Genomic DNA, 21,843 nt, shown 5'->3' with positions numbered 1-21,843 from the left:
GACGTTGTTAATATACCCTCTTCTGTGGAGGAAAATATTGAACATCATCTGTTAAAGTTGTTTTAGCAACATCTTTATATTTTATCTTGACAGAACAATCCGCAGAATCGTACCACGCTAAACTATGTTTCATCCAATTCTCATCATCACGTTCAGGAAAATCTTCACGCGCATGAGCACCTCTACTTTCTTGACGATTTGCAGCACATTCCATAGTTACAACAGCCTGTGGAATCATATTAGTTAACTCTAATGCTTCAACTAAATCACTATTCCATATCATACTTCTATCTTCAACTGCAATTTCAGATACAGATTCAGCAACACTTTTAATATTTTTCTTACCTTCTTCCAGCACTTCTTCAGTACGAAAAACAGCTGCATGGTTTTGCATTACATTCTGCATATTATTACGTATTTCTGATACACGTAAGCTACCTTTTGAAAATCTCAACGTATCAAACCTATCAATTATCCAATCCTCCAATGACTTCTTTATCGGAACATGCAACATGCCAGGTTTAATTAATGCTTTTGCTCTAATTGCTGCTGCCCTTCCAAAAACTACCAAATCAAGTAGCGAATTAGAGCCTAAACGATTAGCACCATGCACAGACACACAAGCTGCTTCTCCTATAGCAAAAAGCCCTGGTACTATTTTTTGTTCACCATTACTTAAAGTAACAACTTCACCATAATAATTTGTAGGTATACCACCCATGTTATAATGAACAGTTGGTAAAACTGGTATTGGATCTTTTGTAACATCTACTCCAGCAAAGGTATGCGCAGTTTCACTAATACCTGGCAATCTTTCACTAATAACTTTTGCACCTAAATGAGCTACAGATAAATATACATGATCCTTTTTAGGACCTACACCACGACCTTCTCTGATTTCTAAAGTCATCGCTCTACTAACAACATCACGAGATGCTAAATCCTTAGCTTTTGGAGCATACCGCTCCATAAATCTCTCTCCTTCAGAATTAATTAAATATCCACCTTCACCTCTACAACCTTCGGTTATTAAACATCCAGCACCATATATACCAGTTGGATGAAATTGTACAAATTCCATATCTTCCAGAGGTAAATTAACACGAGACACCATACCTCCACCATCACCAGTACAAGTATGTGCACTTGTGGCAGAAAAATATATTCTACCATAACCACCTGTAGCAAGCACAACAATATGGGCACGGAATCTATGCAATGTACCATCACATAAAGACCATGCAATGACACCTTTACATTGACCTTCCTCGTCCATGATTAAATCAATAGCAAAATATTCTACAAAAAACTTAGCATTATATTTCAAAGATTGCTGATACAGTGTGTGAAGTATAGCATGACCTGTCTTATCAGATGCAGCACATGTACGCACTGCTGGCTTACCCTTACCAAATTCTGTAGTCATACCACCAAAAGGACGTTGGTATATCTTACCTTCACTAGTACGAGAGAAAGGTACACCATAGCGCTCAAGCTCAATTACAGCCTCTGGAGCATTTTTGCACATATACTCAATAGCATCCTGATCACCAAGCCAATCTGAACCCTTGACTGTATCAAACATATGCCATCTCCAGTCATCTTCAGAAACATTTCCCAATGCAGCACTAATACCACCTTGAGCTGCTACTGTATGACTCCGTGTAGGAAAAACTTTAGATATACATGCAACAGACAACCCAACATTAGTCATACCAAAAGTTGCTCTTAAACCAGCTCCACCAGCACCTACTACTACAACATCATATTCATGATCTATAATATCATATGCAGAACTAGACATTGGAAAAAACAATATTTTAAAATAATAAACATAATTAGGCTATCACAATAACACAGGGAGTCAATATAATTCATAAGTTAAATAAGTTCATAATGTAACTTATAATTTTATTAAAAAACCAACTATAAACATATTTTTTACTTAATAATATTTAATTACATAATATCAATTTCAAACAAAATTCAAAAAACAGACAATTCTAACTTCAAATTATCAGCAGTTAAAAATTGCATCATATTTTATGATCACTAACAGCACACTTAATATGTTAAAATAATTAACTTATTAAATAAAAATATGCATCTATAAAATCCTCATGAATAAACCAAACACATACACTGATCACCAATATGTATTGTCAACATATTAATAATTTTCAATACTACTTTTAATATATATCTTGTAACATTAATATAACCATTAGATAATATACCTAACATTCTTAACAATCTATCTATCAAAATAGAAATATGTACTAATAGATTCTATAAACAAATTGAGCATACAAAAACTACTTATTGATAACTCTCGCCTATTGTTAACATATCTATAATTTTAAATATTACTCACATACCTTTTAAAATATATAACATCAGTTCACACATATGATATGCTTAAACAAATCTATCTATTAAAACAAAAATATCTATTAATGCATGTTATTAAATAAACTACTTATTGATAACCAATACTGATTGACAATACATTTATCACTCAAATCCATATTAAGCATACATTATATTTAAGAGTGGAGCACACTTCAGCATCATTTATTATGCAAATTTTCCATTTCTAAAAATACTGCATATCCATTACTCACTGTCACTATAGCATATAAAATACTCCATCATTATAAATTATAAGAAAAAAACAGATTTTACTGATGATCATCTGAAAAATAATCACTTGATAACTGTAATTTCGCTAATTTTGTATATAAACCATCTTGCTTACTTATCAACGACTTATGTGTACCTATATCATCAATACATCCATTATTGAACACAATTATTTTATCTGCTTTAATAATAGTCGACAACCTATGAGCTATGACAAGCATTGTTTTATTACCCCTTAAATTATCTAAAGCATCATGTATTAATTGTTCATTCTTTGAATCCAAAGAAGATGTAGCTTCATCTAATATCAACACACCTGAATCTTTCAATATAGCTCTTGCTATAACAATTCTTTGTTTTTGCCCTTCAGATAAACATAAACCTCTTTCACCAACAAAAGCATTAAATTTCTCTGGTAGACTTTCTATAAAATCAAGTATACAAGCTATTTGTGCTGCTTTTCTGACCTCTTCATATGTAGCCTCAGTGACACCATAAGTGATATTATCCCATATTGTTCCAGAAAACATTATAGGACTTTGAGGTATAACACTAAAAAGAGAACGTAAATTCTTTATTGATAATTCCTTTATATCAATACCATCAATAGTAACATTTCCTGTGCTGATATCATAAAAACGTAATAGTATATTTACTATAGTACTTTTACCACTACCAGATGGACCAACTAATGCAACAACTTGTCCTTTATCAATAGTAAATGATACATTTTTCAATGCAGGAACATCTGGCTTACTAGGATAATGAAAAGTGACATTATTTATTGAAACTTTATCTTTTATTTCTTTAATTTCCTGTGGATTCGCTACTTCAATAATATCTGAAGGCATTGATAATATTTTAGAAATATCTCCTGCAATTCTAGATGCTTTTTGTATATCATTGAAATTATCTCCCATATTATTCACTGAACCAGCAGCTATTGCTGCATAAAATATAAAAGAAAAAAGAGAACCAACAGTTATATTACTATTTAATACTTCTCTTATCCCAAGTGATAAAACAAACCCTATGGATACCATAGCAGAAGTTATAATCAACGTAACCAACAATGCACGTAGAACAATATATCTATTTGTTATACTCAGTGCACTAGTAAGTAAATTTGCAAATTTCTGTTTTGTAAGTTCTTCTTTTGAAAAAGACTGTATAACATACACACCGCGATATGTTTCCTCAACAAAAGAAGTTATATCATCAATACCTAAACGTACTTTACTGTATAATAGTTTTACTTTTTTTCCAAGAAAAGTCAAAATTACCAAAATTATTGGAATGACCACCACAGTATACATAGTCAATTTAAAATTAGTATGTATTAACATTACAATACTACCAAGCAAAGTAGTTACATTTCTCAGTATTGTTGACATACTAGCACTCAAAATGACTTGAAGAGTTGATGTATCTGCCATTAATCTTGTAATCAAACTTGATATACTATTGCTTTCAAAAAATCTTGGAGAAAAATGTATGATCTTATTATATAACCTTAGCCTAATACCAAGAACAACCCTTTCACTACCATACCCAGTCAACCACAATCGTAAAAAGGATGTCAGTGCAACTATTAAAACTATAGCAAGTAAAAACAATAATGAATTGTTGATAGAACTAACATCAGAAGTCGCAACCCATGAATCCACTAAATTATGTAAACCATATCCAAACGCTAAAATTGTTATAGAAGATACAGCAACTACTAAATATGCAAATATAAAATATAACAAATGAGGCTTTACAAACTGAAATAATGCTTTCATTTTTACATCACAATATCAAATAATACCTTCATCTCAATTCTTAGAAAACTAAATAACTCATCATTTTTACCATTTATCCATGCATTTAAGGATTTATCATAACTAAATCTTACTGACCCACTAATAGGAGAAGCAACCCAAATTTGCATAGAAGGCTCATGTTTATTAATAATATACAAGTTACCATTATTATCTGATATTTTCACTACTCCATCGCAATTTTCACAATCTAATACACCATCAACATCTACTTTGTCTATCATTTCAGTTAAAGTATTTAAAAGGCTATAAGATAAATTCTGAAAATCAGACATACACAAAGAATGTGACATTTTTTCCATTTTACAGTCCAACCTATAGTAATAAATATTTATACAACATGAACCATCACCAAAGAATTAAAAAATAAGATTAGCTACATGCTAACCTTATTAAAAAAATAGGCAATACAAATTAATAATAACAAATTATTTAATCTTTTAAAATATTACATGATATTACTTTACATTTACTTAAGAAATAAAATCAGAAGTTAATTCTTTAACTTTTCTTATCACATCCTGTTCAACAGATAATTTAACAGCATCACTAGCCTTTAAATTATCAATAACGTCACAGACCATATTACCAATCTCTTTAAACTCTGATTCTTGTAAACCTCTAGATGTTTCAGCAGCACTACCAAATCGCAAGCCAGAAGTTATAAAAGGTTTTTCTGTATCAAAAGGAATAGCATTTTTATTACAAATAATTCCTAATCTCTCCAACGCAAGCACTGCATCCTTACCTGTAACACCTTTAGGACGCAAATCAACTAAGACTATATGAGAATCTGTGCCATCTGTAACAATATTAAGCCCCCTTTCTTTAAATACTTCAACCAAAACTCTAGAATTTTTAATTATTTGTTTTGCATAATCTTTAAAATCAGGTTTCAATGCTTCTCCAAATGCTACAGCTTTTGCAGCAATAACGTGCATTAATGGACCTCCTTGCATACCAGGAAAGATAGAAGATTGAACCTTTTTATAGATATCTTCACAATTAGTCATTATGACTGCACCTCTAGGACCACGCAAAGTTTTATGAGTAGTAGATGTAACAACATGAGCATATTCAAAAGGTGAAGGAAATTCTCCAGCAGCAATTAATCCAGCATAATGAGATATGTCAGCTAAAAGATATGCTCCAACTTTATCAGCTATTTCTCTAAATCTTTTGAAATCTATTGTACGAGGATAAGCAGATGAACCAGCAATAATTAATGTTGGATTATGCTCAAGCACTAGCTTTTCTATTTCATCCATATCCAGTAAAGCAGTATTACGATCAACTTGATACTGAACAGCATTAAACCATTTACCCGAAATACTAGGAGCAGAACCATGAGTTAAATGACCACCACAATCAAGTGATAATCCAACTACTGTATCACCTGGTTTTAATAACGCAGCAAATACACCCTGATTAGCTTGCGAACCAGAATGCGGCTGAACATTTGCAAATTTACATCCAAATAACTTACATAAACGTTCTATTGCCAGATTCTCTACAATATCTGCAAAGTGACATCCACAATAATATCTTTTACCAGGATAACCTTCCGCATATTTATTCGTGAATATAGAACCTTGAGCTTCTAAAACTGCTTTACTAACAAAATTCTCTGATGCTATTAACTGTAACTGAGAATTTTGCCGATTTAATTCTCCGGAAATACAGTCAAAAACTTCTACATCTACATCTTGTAAATTGTTATCTAAGATATATCTAACCATAGAAATAACCCCGTAATAAACTAAAAAAAAACTTAACAGCGTTATTACAATTAGATATATTTATTACTCTATAATATTACTTTCTTCTTCTCTACCATTTTTTACACCACTACTATCCATATCATCACTAACGCTATCAAGCTTTAAACTCTCATCCACTGGTGTATCACTTCCTTCTTCTACTTTTTCTTTTTCTATTTTTCTTTTCCTTTCTGCATGCAACTTTTGTGCTTGCATAGCACCTAAATCATTCTTAACTACATAAAGTGTAATAGGAAGCACTAAGTCAGGGTGTAATTCCAAATTAACTACATATTCACCAATATACTTAATTACAGAGTAAAAAAATATATTACGATAATGTATATTATACCCCTTATCAGACAGTAACTTAGATATACATTTTGGAGTTACAGAACCAAAAAGCTTCCCATCATCAGCTGCCTGCCTAGTTATAATTAGGAACTCATCTTCTAAAGATAACTTTAAAGCTTTTGCCGCTTCTAACTTTTCTAAATTTTCCCTTTCAATTACCAAATATTGTTCTTCTAAACTCTTTAAATTTTCTTTAGTTGCCCTAACTACTTTTTTTTGCGCCAATAAATACCTCGCATACCCTGGTTTTACTTTAGTTACTACACCAGCCTTACCAAGATTTCTAATACTCTCTTTTAGAATAATTGATAACATCATTAACCTACAAACAAATATCAACAATAAGGCAACAAAGCTAAATAACGAGCCCTTTTTACAGCAGTAGACAATAACCTTTGCTTTCTAGATGAAACAGAAGTAATTCTACTAGGTAATATACGCCCATATTCTGAAGTAAATTTAGATAATAGAGCTTTATTTTTATAATCTATATCTTCATTTGGACATTGTTCTAATGGGCAAGCTTTAGACCTCTTAAAATATGGCCTTTTCAGGTAAGCCAAAGGGGAATAAGCAGTAGCACTAGAATTATTAGAATTTACTTTCTTATTTTTCTTTAACATAATAAATATCCAACTATACTTGATTTGCTTGTATCATCAAAGAATCACCTTTTGGCAACTTATCTTTCTTAAGACATAGAAAACGTAAGACATCTTCGTTTAACCTAACCTTACGCTTAAACTCATCCATGCTACTAGGAGTTGCTTTGATATATATCATACAATAATGCCCTTTGTTCATCTTATCTATGGTATAAGCAAAATCCAAAAGCCCCCAATACTCATACTTAAGAAGTTCAGCACCATTTTTTGTTAATAAGGACGACAAACCCTTAACCAAGCCTTCCAACTCATACTGAGTTAACCCTTGTTGTGCTATAAAAGTAAATTCATATAAAGGCACGCCTTCTCCTTAACAAAAACCAACTACGCCATTATATAAAATATTACATTATAATCAAGTTAATTATTTCGCTAATTGGATGTTTTTATTATTTGATTACCGTGTAATCTAAAGAATATTAAATTTTTCTGTCCCAATTATTCTTTGTGCTTCAATTTTTTCTTTTTAATGTTATTAGCAGTATGCTTCTTCTCAATGATATCTTGCACCACAGACTCTACTTCATGAATCTTCTCATGAGTAGTTTCAGGTATAATATCATCTACGTAAGTATTAAATACATAAAATACATTGTAATAATAAGAATTTACAAACCAAGAAGGCAAAACTTCCTCTTCTTCCTCACCTTCCTTAGGAACTGACAATGCATAACAAGAAGTTTCTATAATAAAAAACAAGAAATATGAAAACACTATCCCCTTAATAAACCCTATAAGCAATCCACCAAATCTATCAATTATAGTACATCTTACTGAAGACAGAAGATGCATAATCCATCCATTTATAATCATCATAGCAACAATTATCAAAATAAAGACAGTAATTGTAGACAAAATCTCTGATATAATATCAGAAACAACATACTGACTATACAAATTAGCAAAATAACCATGATATTTAATAGTCAATAATACTGATATACAAATACCACACAACCCAAATATTTCTTTGATAAACCCTCTAAAAACACCAATTACTACTGATAATGATATAATTCCAATAACTGCTACATCTAGCATAAATTCTATTACCGCTTTACTAAACCACTTTTTCTAGTCTGCAAAAAGATTATTAAAATCAACAGTATGATAGCTATTAAATAAACATAAGTAACATGATAATATTTCTTTAATGACAATGCCAACTCCACAATGCAATAGCTTTCATCCATATCAGATGGCTCTATGTAACTCCAACTTGCTATATCTTTAATTTCCAAACGGTCATTAGATGCTCCATCCGGATTAACAGCAATCCCAATATTTTTATCTAACAAATCAAACAATGTGCCTTGAAATTCAACTCCCTGTATCTTATCTTTTAATGGAACTATTACTTCCTTCCTTATACCATCAGACTGTTTTCTACTTTCCACAGTAAATTTCATAGCACTATCTTTAAGAACTACAAATCTGTCATGTAACTTAGAAAATGGTATAATATCGTAAGGCGAAACAAACAATTTAGTAATATAATTAGGCATAATTAGTATTACACCCAACATCAAAAGCATAATAGACTCATATAACTTATTTTTTCTAATAAAATATCCCTGCATTGCAGCAGAAATACTTAATATACCAACCAATGAAACAAAAATTATAAAGATGTTATACCATATATTGGTAATATCATATAGAATAAGCTCAGTATTAAATATAAATAAAAATGGAACAATCATAGTTCTGACATTATATAAGAAAGACTGCACTCCAGTTTTAAATGCATTGGCTTTTGCAATAGCAGCAGCAGCATAAGATGCTATCCCCACAGGAGGAGTTACATCTGCCATAATGCCAAAATAAAATACAAACAAATGAATAGCTATTTGTGGAACATAAAAACCACTTTTATGTATAACAGAAGTTAAAATCGGAGCCATAAGAGTTGATACAATTATATAACATCCTGTTGCAGGCATACCCATACCCAACACTACACATATCACTGCTGTTACTAATAAAGTAAAAAACAAACTACCATGAGCTATCGAATCAAGTAACCCACTAATTGATAAACCAAATCCAGTCAATGATACTGCACCTACTATTATACCTGCAGCACCAGTTGCCACCGCAATAGCAATCATATTTTTAGAAGCAACAACCATAGCCTCATATACTTGCTTCATACTTTCACAGAATACAGAACATAAATTCATTATCCGTTTATCAAATAAAGCATATATTGTATCTTTAGAAAGCAACATAAAAATCAAGAATAAATTTGTCCAAAAACAAGACAATGCGGAAGATAATTTTTCAACAATTAAACACCATACTAAAATGAAAATTGGAATAAAATAATGGATCCCATACTTAAAAGTCTCTGATAATCTTGGACATTTATTTTCCCCTGCATCATCATGCCCTACTGTTCTTTTTTTCTCACCTTTGAACTGATAAAATAATACACCAATATACACAGAAATTAAAATTAACGATATACAATATATACTTTTATCTAGAAATATAGCTTTAATCCCTGGTATATAAAGCCCATATATGCTAATCCCTTCTATTAATACATAAATTACAGATGAAAATATAACCAAACATGTCACAGATATAAAAAATCTTAAAATGCTAAAATAAATGGATCTAGCTTTAGTAATATCAATAACAGGACGCATATCTAGCTTACACGCTTCCAAATGCACAATATAAAGCAAAGTAACATATACCATGACCGCAGGTACAAAAGCATACTTTACAATAGTAGCATAAGGAATAGACAAGAATTCAGACATTAAAAATGCTGCTGCACCCATAACTGGAGGCATAATTTGCCCATTAACACCAGCTGATACTTCTATAGCAGCAGCTTTTTCAGCACTAAGTCCCATTTTTTTCATTAATGGGATTGTAAAAGACCCTATAGTTATAGTATTAGCAACTGATGAACCAGACATCATACCCATGAAACCAGAAGCAATAACAGCAGCCTTAGCTGGCCCACCAACAAATCTACCAAGTAAAGCGAATGAAAGTTTAATAAAGAAATTCCCAGCTCCTGCTTTATCTAAAAACGCGCCAAATAAAACATATAAAAATACAAAATTAGAAGATACAGCAAGTGCTACACCAAACACCCCTTCTGAAGATAACCATGCATGAGATGCAATAGCAGAAAAATTATGACCTTTATGAGCAATAATATCCGGCATGCTCTTTCCAAAATAAGCATATATTAGAAACATTAAAGCAATAATAGCTATGGGAGCGCCAATAGCCCTTCTTGCCCCTTCTAACAGAAATAAAAGCCCTAAGAATGCCATGATTAAATCAAGATTATTAGGCATTGCTATCCTAAAAGATAAATCTTCATAAAATACAACAATATATAATACCGACATACAAGATAGTATCGCAGAAACCCAATCTAAGGTCCTCAAGGTTTTATTAAAATTTTTAGATATAGGTAAAAACAAAAACAACAATGAAAATGAAAATGCCAAATGAATAGCTCGGGATTTTACATCAGGAAATATTGCCCATTCTAAACCATGATCAACCAACCAAAATGGCAATGGAGATGCTATGAATAACTGGAAACAAGCCCACAAAAACGCTATAAAACTTATTGTATAACTTGTAATTTTATTATCATCATTAATTGGCCTAGAGGAAGCTAATTCCCTGTCTATTAAGTGTTGTATATGCTCTGCTTCCTTTTTCATTATATAATTAATCCCTTTCATGACACTTTATTAGTTAATAACATTACATACTTTTCACGTCAATAAAATATGACCCTAAAGTAATATAGGTATTTTCCTAAAATATACTTAATAAAACAAAATAATACGAATATTTCAATCAATGCAAATTAAAAATTCTTATTAAGAGATACATATTTAATATTAAAAATTTTTATATTGTTGACATATACTAATTACATTTCAAAAGTATACAACACTATTCAAGCCACTACAGCTTATCATTATTAAACTTATATCTTTTATTTTCACATTCAAATATATGAAGAACAACTTTAATAAAATATTTACTAATAATATATTATTTTTTAACAGAATTCAAATTTTCCTATATATCCTACAACAAGAATAAAACACAAGCATACCAAAAAGCTTCAAGTAGCTAAGATATCTTTTATTTGCTAGAATTAACACTAATATAGCATAATTCATAATTTACAGATATGTCTACAAAAGTTCTCTACATCTGCCAAGTTTGCGGAAATCAAACACATAGGTGGACTGGCAAATGCAACGCATGTGGCAGTTGGGATAGCATTACTGGCGAAACAGCTACAGAACACTTAATAAATACACAACATAACCCTGAAATAAAGCTAAGCTCATTATCCGATAAAAATGCAGAAATATCCCCACGTTTCATCACCAAAATCAGTGAATTAGACAGAGTATTTGGAGGTGGAATAGTCTTAGGAAGTAGTACACTCGTAGGAGGAGAACCTGGAGTAGGAAAATCAACACTACTACTCCAATTAACATCAATTTTAGATAAAAATTTCTCTACATGCCTTTATGTATCAGGAGAAGAATCCATAAATCAAATAAAAATAAGAGCAGATCGCCTACAAATCACTCAATCAAACATTCAATTATTAGCCACCTCATCACTATCAGATATTATCTTTTCACTCAAAAAAAACAAAGATTTCAAATGTGTTGTAATTGATTCAATCCAAACTATATACGATAGTAGGATATCATCATCACCAGGAACAGTAGTACAAATACGTATGTGTACCCACGAGTTAATCACATTCACAAAACAGCACAATATAATACTATTTATCTTAGGACAAATAACAAAAGATGGCCAAATAGCTGGTCCAAAAACCCTAGAACACATGGTAGATACAGTACTATATTTTGAAGGAGAAAATAATAGTCAACTACGAATTCTGCGCACAGTAAAAAATAGGTTTGGACCTACTAATGAAATAGGTGTATTTGAAATGTCTGATAAAGGATTAATACCTGTAAAAAATCCTTCATCTCTTTTTTTAGCTAAATCACAAAATAATAACATAGTTGGTAGCGCAGTTTTTGCTGGCATTGAAGGATCAAGACCCATATTAATGGAAATACAATCACTAATTGCAAATACAAACATGGTCACACCAAGAAGAGCAGTAGTCGGGTGGGATGTCAATAGATTGGCAATGATCATTGCGGTATTAACTGCAAAATGCAATATATTTCTAGGTGATAAAGAAGTCTATCTTAACATTGCTGGTGGATTAAAAATATGTGAACCAGCAGCAGATTTAGCTATTGCAGCATCTTTAATATCAAGTTTTATTAACGTAGCAATTCCAGCATCAACAATAATACTAGGGGAAATAGCATTATCGGGAGAAGTCAGGAACGTATCAAGTATTGATTCACGATTAAAAGAAGCTCATAAACTAGGCTTTACAAAAGCTATTATTCCACTTAATAATAAACATGTTTTTACTGATATTAATACGGTAGAAATAGGTCATATAAAAATGTTAAAAAAATATCTTATTGAACTATGAAAATCATCGCTACAGCTTTATTAGTATGTTTTTTAACATTCGTTGCAATATTTACAAAAGTGCTATTGAATAAAAACACTGTACCCAATAATACAGCCAGAATAGTATTACCTATACTCTTTACAGAAGATCAAGTATTTGACACAAATGATTTGATCGGACATCCATATATACTAAACGTATTTGCTTCCTGGTGTACAACATGCCAAGAAGAACACAAATTATGGGTAGAAGTTGCTAAGAAAAAAACAATAAAAATATATGGCATAAACTATCTTGATACAGAATATAAAGTAAAGGAATGGCTGAAAAAACACGGTGACCCATATACTAAAATAGCTAAAGATTACTCTGGTAAGGTTGGAAGTATATTAGGAGTAACAGCAGTACCTGAAACTTTTGTTTTTGATAAAAATGGGAAAATGCTATTACAAATACATGGCAATATATCTAAAGATATATTAGAAAACCAAATATTAAAACTCATACAATAGAAATACTATAATCACTGTAAAAGTATACCTTGATATTCTCTACTGTGATATTATCACTAAAATCAAAACAACTAAATCAATATAATTAGATAACACAACATCATTACATATATTATGTCAGTCATTAGATAGCACATTAAGTGTACAGGTACATAAAACTTCTGTTTCTCTAAGAATGGAAAAATGCTATTACAAATACATGGCAATATATTAAAGATATATCAGAAAATCAAATATTAAAGTTTATCATTAAATATGTAATTATTGATTTATATAACAAGTTTCAACACATTTCCTCAGTATTATATTGAAATATACCTTATATAATAAATAACGTTACAGCTAAACTTGATCATAACAACATATCTTTTCAATAACTATAAAACATACTTTTTGTCTACCTTAATTCTAATAGCAATATATCTACAACATTGTATTTTCAAATGTTTGTTACATTCAACATAAACATACTTAAATGATATATTTCTAATAGCTTTAACTATTTACCTACATATTAAAGCATGCTATATTGAGTTAGTACTATATCAATTTATAATTTGTTAAAAATGACTATCACACAATCCCAACTGGAAATTCTAATAAAAGATGCTTTTCCAGAAGCTGAAGTAACTATTACCAGTCTTGTAAATGATAATAATCACTATTCAATCAAAGTAATCTCAAATCAGTTTCAAGGTAAATCAAAACTAGAGCAACATAGAATGATATACAAAGTGCTAGATGGATTAAACATACATGCAATACAAATACAAACAGGGTGTAAGTAATATACTATGAAAAACGATATAATGGATAAAATAAAACATGATATAGAAAATAATGATATAGTTTTATACATGAAAGGAGACGCTGATTTCCCACAGTGCGGGTTTTCTAGTGTAGTAGTTAGTATTTTAAAAAAAATGAATGTAAACTTTAAGAGCATCAACGTATTAGAAGATTTAGAATTACGTGAGGCCATTAAAGAATTCACAAACTGGCCCACTATACCACAATTATACGTTAAAGGTGAATTTATTGGTGGGTGCGATATAGTTAAAGAAATGTACCACAGTGGCGAGCTTCAGGAATTGCTCAGTAAAAACAATTTAATTTTAACTCAATAATACAAAATACTTTTTATTGAAACTAATTATGAAGCAAGAAGAAGCTAAGTTAGAATTAGATAAACTAAACAGTCAAATACAGCATCATGACTTTCTTTACTATACACAGGATAATCCAGAAATCAGCGATGCTGAGTATGATGTATTATGTCACAAAAGAAACTTAATACTTGAATCATTTCCAGCACTTGCCTTAAGTAATAATTACCAAGACAATGTAGGTAGTGCTCCAGATGCAAAGTTTGCCAAGGTAAAACATGCAGAGAAAATGCTTTCCCTAGATAATGCTTTTAATGAGCAAGATATAGAGAAATTCATCACAAGAACTAAAAAGCTACTAAACATGGACAATAGTCAATCTATACCTATATCTTGTGAATTAAAAATTGATGGATTATCATTTTCTGTGATATATAAAAAAGGAAAAATTTTTCAAGCATCCACAAGGGGCAACGGGTACTTCGGTGAAAATATTACAAACAATGTAAAGACTATAAAAAATCTACCACATACTATCCAAAATGCACCAGATTCTTTAGAAGTCAGAGGTGAAATATACATAGATCGTAGTGATTTTATACAACTCAATAAAGATGGAAACAATTTTGCAAACCCGCGTAATGCTGCTGCAGGATCCATCAGACAATTAGATATCAATATTACCACTCAACGTAAGTTAAAATATTTTATGTACACAATAGTTAATACTAAATGTCTAACACAAGAAGAAATATTGAATCAATTAAAAACTTGGGGATTTTGTATCAATGAACATACTATCACTACAAACAATATTGAAGACGCTCTTAATTTTTACAATCAACTTTACAACAATAGAAGCAACATCACTTATGACATTGACGGCATAATATATAAAGTCAACGATATAAAATCACAACACATCCTTGGCGCAACCAATAAATCTCCAAGATGGGCAATAGCTTACAAATTTCCTGCTGCAGAAGCCAAGACCTTAGTAAATAAAATTTCTATACAAATTGGTAGAACCGGAGTATTAACACCAATAGCAGAACTTGCTCCAATTAACATAGGTGGTGTAATAGTAACAAGAGCAAGCTTACATAACAAAAGTGAAATAGAACGCAAAGATATACGTGAAGGTGATTACGTAATTGTCAAAAGAGCAGGAGATGTCATACCTCAAGTAGTTGATGTAGATAAAAATCTCAGAGCTCAGGAATTAACAAAATTCATTTTTCCAACAACATGCCCATCATGTGGTAGCAATTTATTTCAGGCAGAGCAAGAAGTATCAATATATTGTACAGGAGAATTATTCTGTAAAAACCAAATTTTGGAGAAAATTAAGCATTTTGTATCAAAAGATGCTTTTAACATCATTGGATTTGGAAAAAAACAGCTTTTGTTTTTTTATGAACAAGGTTTAATAACAAATATTGCTGATATATTCACACTAGAAGAGAAAATACGCAATAGTGATTTAAAATTAGAGTCACTACATGGGTGGGGAGAAAAATCTATACATAATTTACTTTCCGCAATTAATAATAGTAAAACTATCAGCTTAGAGAATTTCATTTTTGCATTAGGCATAAGATTTGTAGGAAAATATATAGCAAAAACACTAGCCAACTATTTTCTATCATATGAAAAATGGTATCATGAAATGTTAAGATTAGCTCAAGATGAAAATTATCTGCTCAACATACAACAAATAGGCTACAAAACCATACATTCTCTCAAAATGTTTTTCACAGAGCAACACAATTTAGACACAATAAATAATTTAGTAAAACATATAACAATAACAGACGTAAAACCTACTTCCCATTTATCACTTTTACATGGGAAAACCATAGTTTTTACTGGTGAATTATCAAGTATGTCAAGACATGAAGCAAAAACAAAATCAGAAACTGCAGGAGCAAAAGTTTCCTCATCACTATCAAAAAACACAGATTTTTTAATTGTAGGGAACAATCCAGGATCAAAACATAAAAAAGCACAATCCTTAAATATACAGATTTTAACTGAAGATTTATGGTTACAGTACATTGAACCAAATACCGATGAAAATTAGTAGTAATATCTGAAAATAAGCAAACTCTAAATAACATGCTATAAATTTTCGTGTTTTATACTCATAACAAAATAGACACTCAGCATGTATAAGAAAATTATATTAATAATCTAGTATCAAAAACCAGCCACTACTAAATAACAAGCTTAGTAGAATTAGTACTATAAAAACAAATGCTTATCTTCGGCAATAGTAACACTATATTCCACATGAACAATCAATTCACTATTGTTATTATGTAAAAAACTTACACACAACAATTTACAATAAAAACACCATAGCTAAGTTCTACAAATAAAATACGGCATTAACACGACACATTCTTGTCTATAAATATTTAGCTTAATACTTATATAAAACACAATATCCAATATGGAAAAGAAAAGTTTTATTTATAACACATTACACAACCCAACAACATAAAGAATTTTACGAAACTTGTATTACTAAAATAAATGCTTATCTTTACAACAGTAACACTACATTCACATGAACAATCAATTCACTATTGTTATTATGTAAAAAACTTACAGACAACAATTCGCAATAAAAACACCATAGCTAAGTTCTACAAAAGATATATCATTAGCTACAATTAGTATTCATCTCACTATAAGTAAAAAAATAAATATCCAATATTTGAATACAATAAACTTATGCCACCAATTTCATGAAGACACTATTACAAATTATCACAACCATCACTTTAATATAAATTATACTCAATACTACATTCAGACTCATAATACTGTGCTTTAAATGCAATTATTTTAATCTATAAATTTCAATAAAGATTTATATAATAGAAAAACACACTTACTAATAATAATCACACTGCGGTAAAGATAGCTATAATATACTATCATCTAATGTATCAAAAATCTTTAAATTTTTATTAACAAATTAAGAATATGCTTTAAAATTACTACTCTTAATAGAACCAATCCATATCAACCACAGGACTTATAAACACTAACAGTACAATACTAAAAAAAACTATTATTACTCATTAACAATATTAAGCTTGCACTTATCCAAAAGAGTGAGATTATCTCGCACTTAAAACTATCTATTCTTAACAATATTACCCTATATTGACTTAAGGCTTTGTAAACATTGATTAATATGAAAGAAAAGTCATTATACTAATGATATAATATTTTAGAAGCCATTTATTCTTAATTAGCAATATCAGATTGCATATCTGCTAAAGTAGTCATTATATCTATAAAATTATTATCTAAGACTTGTGCTGAAACTATAATCTTGGATTTCCCTTGCATAAATTTTTCTATCTCACATCCGAAAAATTCATACCTCCAACCCTTCATTACATAACTAAATTTACCACTAAGTAATTTAATTAAGTTACCTTTAGAAGTAACTAGTTTCTGTGAGATGTTATTTTTATAACATAAGTTGTATAATAATATAAGCAGTATATTTAAAACAGATTGATTATAATTAGTATCTATATTATATAACTCATCAACATTAACAGATTGGTTGTTATTAATAATTTCCAAAAGATCACCTACTATACTATGTGTCAAATACTCTTTCTTTATGTACTTACTTAAAGTACTAATATCACTCCTTCTAATAAAATCCTTAATTAAAGACAGTATCACCTTATTTCTCAATATTAATTCACGGTTAAGATTAAAAAACTGAGCTAATTTTTCCCTCCATTCAATTACAGATTTCACAACAATAATTTCTTCTCTTGTAATATCAGAAGAAAGATCAGGAATATCACAAACATCACTATAGTTAAGTTCTTGTAACACTATATTATCCATCTCCTCTAAGAACCATGATAACTTTCCAGCATCTACTAAATTGTCATATAATATTTGATAAAGTTCATGCAAATATATAACATCATTCAATGCATATTGAATTTTATCAGGAGATAATGGACGCAGCATCCAATTAGATCTTTTTAAGCTTAACTTATCTAGTGAAATTCCCAAAAATTGCTCTACTAATTTAGAATATCCAACAGCATTTTCATAACAATAACAAAACATAGCAGCAATTTGAGTATCAAATATCGGATTAGGAATTTTTGGAAATTTTGTTAACAATGCATCTATATCTTGTTTACAATCATGAAAAACTTTCACTATATTTTTATTATACAAGATAGAGCTTAAAGGTGACAAATCCATATCACTTGCTAATACATCAATAACAAACTGTTCCTTACCATATGCAACCTGCACTAAACACAACCTAGGATAATATTCATTACTATTTCTCACAAATTCAGTATCAATTGCAATAAACTTAGGTTGCAACATAAGTAGATTATTACACATATGTTCTAAATTTTTCACACTATCAATCAACATACACTTTTATCTTGCTCCATAATCTAAATTTTAACCCGCAGTACAGAAATATCACGTTCACTAAAAGCTATCAATATAGCATAATCTCTATATTAGATACTCCAAAGACGATTTGACTGTTAACACTAATATTGATTTTATTCCTAATGATAATCAAACAATCTCATTTCACTTATCAATTATCTCTATGATCGTTACATTTTACAAATGTTAACTTAACCACTCCACCATCTTTAATATTATAGAAACCTATTGTTGCATTATGCTCATCCAGTATTTTCTTTACTATAGACAGACCTAGTCCTGTCCCTTGAACACGAGTTGTAACATAAGGTTCTGTAAGTTTTTCTATAAGCTCCTCTGGGAATCCGATCCCATTATCCTGAATTTGCACCTCAACATAATTTTCACCATCAATTACACTAATTGTTATTAGACCCTGTACATCAGACTTCATATCAATTGATTCACATGCATTTTTAAATAAATTAATAAAAACATGATTAATCTGACTTTTATCTAATACAACAAAAATCGGTTGATTTGGTATATTCAATTCATAATTTACAACACAACGACTAAACTGTCCAGAAAATGCTAACTCTTTTACTACACTACAAATATCATGTCTAATTAATACTGGATCAGACATTTTTGCAAATTTAGCAAATTCATCAACAATACACCTAATGCTTGTCACATGACGAATTATCGTTTCAATATACCTTATAAAACTTTCCTTATCAGAAACAATCTCATTTTGATATTTACTACTTAACCTTTCAGCAGCAAGATATATTGGAGTAATGGGATTATTTATTTCATGGGCTATTCTTCTTGCAACATCAGACCATGCAGCTGACCTTTGAGCATCAACTAAACTTGAAATATCATCAAATGTAATAATATAACCTTTACTAATACTACCAAATATTTTTATTCTTACAGATAAAGTAAACGACTTCTTATTTCTTACAACAGCAATCTCATCTTTCATTTTAGAACTTTTAATCAAGTCAGACATTTCAGGAAATATATCATCAAGCTCCCCGTGTAAGATGTCATCTGGAGCTAATAATTCCCTTGCTTTCTCATTCATCAAAGTAATTATACCAGCACAATTAACTGCTATTATCCCAGAAGAAACACCAGATAAAACAGCTTCTATAAACTCCCTTCTCTCATTCATATCTTGATAAAGCTTTATCAATTGTGAACGCTGGCTATTAAGCTGCGATACCATTTGATTGAATGCACGTGCAAGTGTGGACATTTCCTCACCAACTTTACCCTCTTCTATCTTAAAAGATAAATCACCTTTTTGAACTTTTCTTGTAGCATAGAATAAGTCTAACAGTGGACGAACTATATCACCAGAAAAGTTAATGCCATACCAAATAGCAGTAAACAATAACAACAATGATATTAAAATAAATATCATAGAAAATTGTATTTGCAGTGATGATATTTGCGATTGTAGATCTCTATATGACTTCACTGCTCCTTTTGTTGCAGATAAATGTGAAGTGACTTTTCTATCAATAAAACGTCCTACCATAACATAAGTAGATGAAAATCCATCAAGCAAAAGGAAGGCACGTATCATATCCTCTTTAATAACAATAACAATCTTACCATTATCTATTTTATCTAAATCATACCATGGAATCATGTCAAAACTTGATGTAAAACTAAACTTACTATTTGCTATCACTCTACCCGGCTGAAAAATCAATACCTCAGCTAATCCTAGTAAATCTGCTTTAGCTTGCACAATATTCTGTAACGCTACTTTATCGTAATTCAAAATTACCTTATGACCAGCTATATAATGTGAAATAGCTAAAACATCTGAACGAATATTCCTTTTATGTTCTTTCAAATACGCTTCAGCTACTTGAATAGATTCATGCATAACAGCTTCAACTCTCTTATTAAACCAAGCTTGAATACTATAATTAAAAAATAAGGTAGAAAAACCTGAAATAATAATTGTTGGTATAACAGCTACCACTGAAAACATTAGAACAATCTTTGTTTGCAAATGAGAACCTAAGCGTCCTCTTTTTCTTTGTATCCATATATTGATTAACCTGTGGGATACACTAGTAATCAATAACATAAATAATAGCAAATCAAAAAATACTAACTTGATAGCCTTACTATGATCAGGGCCAAGTGGATCATCATGATGAAAAACAACACAATAGGTTATAATTGAAAATAAAAAAATAGATATTGCTAAAAATGAAGCAATAATTCTAAAAAACTTAAATTTAATTATATTGTTATATAACTTTATAAACCAGTTTTTCATTAGTATATTACATGCTGAACAAACTACTGACACAAATGTAAACAAAAACCAGCTCTTAGGTTTGACAACACACTATAACATACCTAATACAGAGGGTATTATAAGAAAACGCTACAAACCCCTTAAACATAATAAATACATAAAAAACATTTATAGCGTATTACATGATTTAGCTTTCTAACACCTCAAGATTAACAGCTGAAAACTTTCCATTATTTTTATCAAGTTGATACTTAACTTTTTGGCCTTCTCTTAAACCATCAATTTTGCTTCTTTGCAATGCAGTAATATGAACAAAAATATCCTTAATATCTTGACCAATATTTTTTACCCTATCACCTTGATCTTTACAAATAAAACCATAACCTTTCTCTGAACTAAACCACTTTACATATCCAGTGTAAGTTGAATCATCCACTAACCGTTGAGACATTAAAAATCCTTAAAAAATAAAATAAACGCATAGACTATACTGCTAAGAACATACTAAGACAATAACATGTACTAAAACATACAATACCATGTTAGACTAAGGGTAAAGGTTAATATATTTTTTGCAAGTAAAATATTAATTTCTATACTATGTTATTCATACATTTATAATTTTTATTAGTAGTAACATTAATAAAACTCATCTCTACAACTCACACAATTACAATATCACTACTAAATTTCCCAGAAAATGCCAATCCTTTTATTACACTA

At 30.1% G+C, this 21,843-nt stretch carries 17 protein-coding genes; 5 read left to right on the top strand and 12 right to left on the bottom strand.

The genetic code is table 11. The features are described 5' to 3' along the window. Positions 1-7 precede the first annotated feature (7 nt). The 9 genes from sdhA to DRF75_RS01480 all read right to left on the bottom strand — a co-directional run bounded on the left by sdhA (position 8) and on the right by DRF75_RS01480 (position 10,967). A complete protein-coding gene (gene sdhA, locus DRF75_RS01520; RefSeq protein ID WP_045171059.1) occupies positions 8-1,804 on the bottom strand; it encodes a succinate dehydrogenase flavoprotein subunit in 1,797 nt (598 codons plus the stop codon). Positions 1,805-2,681: 877 nt separating this feature from the next. Continuing rightward, the gene (locus tag DRF75_RS01515) at positions 2,682-4,427 is read right to left on the bottom strand and encodes an ABC transporter ATP-binding protein (RefSeq protein ID WP_045171060.1); all 1,746 of its coding nucleotides are present in this window, start codon (positions 4,425-4,427) and stop codon (positions 2,682-2,684) included. A 2-nt stretch (positions 4,428-4,429) separates the two neighbouring features. Then, positions 4,430-4,759, bottom strand: coding sequence for an iron donor protein CyaY (gene cyaY, locus DRF75_RS01510; protein ID WP_045171062.1), 330 nt, complete (start codon positions 4,757-4,759; stop codon positions 4,430-4,432). A 180-nt stretch (positions 4,760-4,939) separates the two neighbouring features. Further along, positions 4,940-6,205, bottom strand: coding sequence for a serine hydroxymethyltransferase (glyA, locus tag DRF75_RS01505; protein ID WP_129992542.1), 1,266 nt, complete (start codon positions 6,203-6,205; stop codon positions 4,940-4,942). A gap of 63 nt (positions 6,206-6,268) precedes the next feature. Next, positions 6,269-6,895 carry a 50S ribosomal protein L9 gene (rplI, locus tag DRF75_RS01500; protein ID WP_045171109.1) on the bottom strand — a complete coding sequence of 209 codons (627 nt, stop codon included), beginning with the start codon at positions 6,893-6,895 and terminating at the stop codon, positions 6,269-6,271. Between the two features lie 20 nt (positions 6,896-6,915). Continuing rightward, complete coding sequence (rpsR, locus tag DRF75_RS01495; RefSeq protein WP_045171107.1) at positions 6,916-7,203, bottom strand: 30S ribosomal protein S18; 288 nt, start codon at positions 7,201-7,203, stop codon at positions 6,916-6,918. A gap of 13 nt (positions 7,204-7,216) precedes the next feature. Next, positions 7,217-7,546 (bottom strand): 30S ribosomal protein S6, encoded by a 330-nt coding sequence (gene rpsF / locus DRF75_RS01490; RefSeq protein ID WP_011304804.1) that lies wholly within the window; start codon positions 7,544-7,546, stop codon positions 7,217-7,219. A 137-nt stretch (positions 7,547-7,683) separates the two neighbouring features. Beyond that, a complete protein-coding gene (locus tag DRF75_RS01485) occupies positions 7,684-8,286 on the bottom strand; it encodes a CvpA family protein (protein ID WP_045171108.1) in 603 nt (200 codons plus the stop codon). Positions 8,287-8,294: 8 nt separating this feature from the next. Beyond that, positions 8,295-10,967, bottom strand: a complete 2,673-nt coding sequence (locus DRF75_RS01480; RefSeq protein ID WP_240729877.1) for a TRAP transporter fused permease subunit — start codon at positions 10,965-10,967, stop codon at positions 8,295-8,297. Between the two features lie 461 nt (positions 10,968-11,428). On the opposite strand from DRF75_RS01480, the gene radA reads away from it, so the two are divergent. The 5 genes from radA to ligA all read left to right on the top strand — a co-directional run bounded on the left by radA (position 11,429) and on the right by ligA (position 16,464). Continuing rightward, complete coding sequence (gene radA / locus DRF75_RS01475; RefSeq protein WP_129992541.1) at positions 11,429-12,781, top strand: DNA repair protein RadA; 1,353 nt, start codon at positions 11,429-11,431, stop codon at positions 12,779-12,781. Then, the gene (locus DRF75_RS01470; RefSeq protein WP_045171012.1) at positions 12,778-13,275 is read left to right on the top strand and encodes a DsbE family thiol:disulfide interchange protein; all 498 of its coding nucleotides are present in this window, start codon (positions 12,778-12,780) and stop codon (positions 13,273-13,275) included. The genes radA and DRF75_RS01470 overlap by 4 nt, the downstream gene beginning before the upstream one ends. A gap of 566 nt (positions 13,276-13,841) precedes the next feature. Then, complete coding sequence (locus DRF75_RS01465; protein ID WP_045171013.1) at positions 13,842-14,063, top strand: BolA/IbaG family iron-sulfur metabolism protein; 222 nt, start codon at positions 13,842-13,844, stop codon at positions 14,061-14,063. Positions 14,064-14,069: 6 nt separating this feature from the next. Then, positions 14,070-14,402 (top strand): Grx4 family monothiol glutaredoxin, encoded by a 333-nt coding sequence (grxD, locus tag DRF75_RS01460; protein WP_045171015.1) that lies wholly within the window; start codon positions 14,070-14,072, stop codon positions 14,400-14,402. A 28-nt stretch (positions 14,403-14,430) separates the two neighbouring features. Further along, on the top strand, positions 14,431-16,464 hold the full coding sequence (gene ligA, locus DRF75_RS01455; RefSeq protein ID WP_045171016.1) for an NAD-dependent DNA ligase LigA: 2,034 nt from the start codon (positions 14,431-14,433) through the stop codon (positions 16,462-16,464). Positions 16,465-17,642: 1,178 nt separating this feature from the next. On the opposite strand, the gene DRF75_RS01450 is transcribed toward ligA, so the two are convergent. From DRF75_RS01450 to DRF75_RS01440, 3 genes are all read right to left on the bottom strand, one after another. Further along, positions 17,643-18,821, bottom strand: a complete 1,179-nt coding sequence (locus DRF75_RS01450; protein ID WP_045171018.1) for a ribonuclease D — start codon at positions 18,819-18,821, stop codon at positions 17,643-17,645. A gap of 175 nt (positions 18,822-18,996) precedes the next feature. Then, the gene (locus DRF75_RS01445) at positions 18,997-21,171 is read right to left on the bottom strand and encodes a sensor histidine kinase NtrY-like (RefSeq protein ID WP_240729876.1); all 2,175 of its coding nucleotides are present in this window, start codon (positions 21,169-21,171) and stop codon (positions 18,997-18,999) included. Between the two features lie 136 nt (positions 21,172-21,307). Next, complete coding sequence (locus tag DRF75_RS01440; RefSeq protein ID WP_045171021.1) at positions 21,308-21,571, bottom strand: cold-shock protein; 264 nt, start codon at positions 21,569-21,571, stop codon at positions 21,308-21,310. Positions 21,572-21,843: the final 272 nt, after the last annotated feature.

Source organism: Ehrlichia minasensis (assembly GCF_004181775.1).
GTDB lineage: Bacteria > Pseudomonadota > Alphaproteobacteria > Rickettsiales > Anaplasmataceae > Ehrlichia > Ehrlichia minasensis.
This window is presented reverse-complemented; position numbering and strand designations above follow the sequence as displayed.

What these genes read in the sequence shown, in the direction of transcription:
- sdhA (WP_045171059.1), bottom strand. Translation starts at nt 1,804, where the DNA reads ATGTCTAGTTCTGCATATGATATTATAGATCATGAATATGATGTTGTA.
- DRF75_RS01515 (WP_045171060.1), bottom strand. Translation starts at nt 4,427, where the DNA reads ATGAAAGCATTATTTCAGTTTGTAAAGCCTCATTTGTTATATTTTATA.
- cyaY (WP_045171062.1), bottom strand. Translation starts at nt 4,759, where the DNA reads ATGTCACATTCTTTGTGTATGTCTGATTTTCAGAATTTATCTTATAGC.
- glyA (WP_129992542.1), bottom strand. Translation starts at nt 6,205, where the DNA reads ATGGTTAGATATATCTTAGATAACAATTTACAAGATGTAGATGTAGAA.
- rplI (WP_045171109.1), bottom strand. Translation starts at nt 6,895, where the DNA reads ATGTTATCAATTATTCTAAAAGAGAGTATTAGAAATCTTGGTAAGGCT.
- rpsR (WP_045171107.1), bottom strand. Translation starts at nt 7,203, where the DNA reads ATGTTAAAGAAAAATAAGAAAGTAAATTCTAATAATTCTAGTGCTACT.
- DRF75_RS01485 (WP_045171108.1), bottom strand. Translation starts at nt 8,286, where the DNA reads ATGCTAGATGTAGCAGTTATTGGAATTATATCATTATCAGTAGTAATT.
- DRF75_RS01480 (WP_240729877.1), bottom strand. Translation starts at nt 10,967, where the DNA reads ATGAAAGGGATTAATTATATAATGAAAAAGGAAGCAGAGCATATACAA.
- radA (WP_129992541.1), top strand. Translation starts at nt 11,429, where the DNA reads ATGTCTACAAAAGTTCTCTACATCTGCCAAGTTTGCGGAAATCAAACA.
- DRF75_RS01470 (WP_045171012.1), top strand. Translation starts at nt 12,778, where the DNA reads ATGAAAATCATCGCTACAGCTTTATTAGTATGTTTTTTAACATTCGTT.
- DRF75_RS01465 (WP_045171013.1), top strand. Translation starts at nt 13,842, where the DNA reads ATGACTATCACACAATCCCAACTGGAAATTCTAATAAAAGATGCTTTT.
- grxD (WP_045171015.1), top strand. Translation starts at nt 14,070, where the DNA reads ATGAAAAACGATATAATGGATAAAATAAAACATGATATAGAAAATAAT.
- ligA (WP_045171016.1), top strand. Translation starts at nt 14,431, where the DNA reads ATGAAGCAAGAAGAAGCTAAGTTAGAATTAGATAAACTAAACAGTCAA.
- DRF75_RS01450 (WP_045171018.1), bottom strand. Translation starts at nt 18,821, where the DNA reads ATGTTGATTGATAGTGTGAAAAATTTAGAACATATGTGTAATAATCTA.
- DRF75_RS01440 (WP_045171021.1), bottom strand. Translation starts at nt 21,571, where the DNA reads ATGTCTCAACGGTTAGTGGATGATTCAACTTACACTGGATATGTAAAG.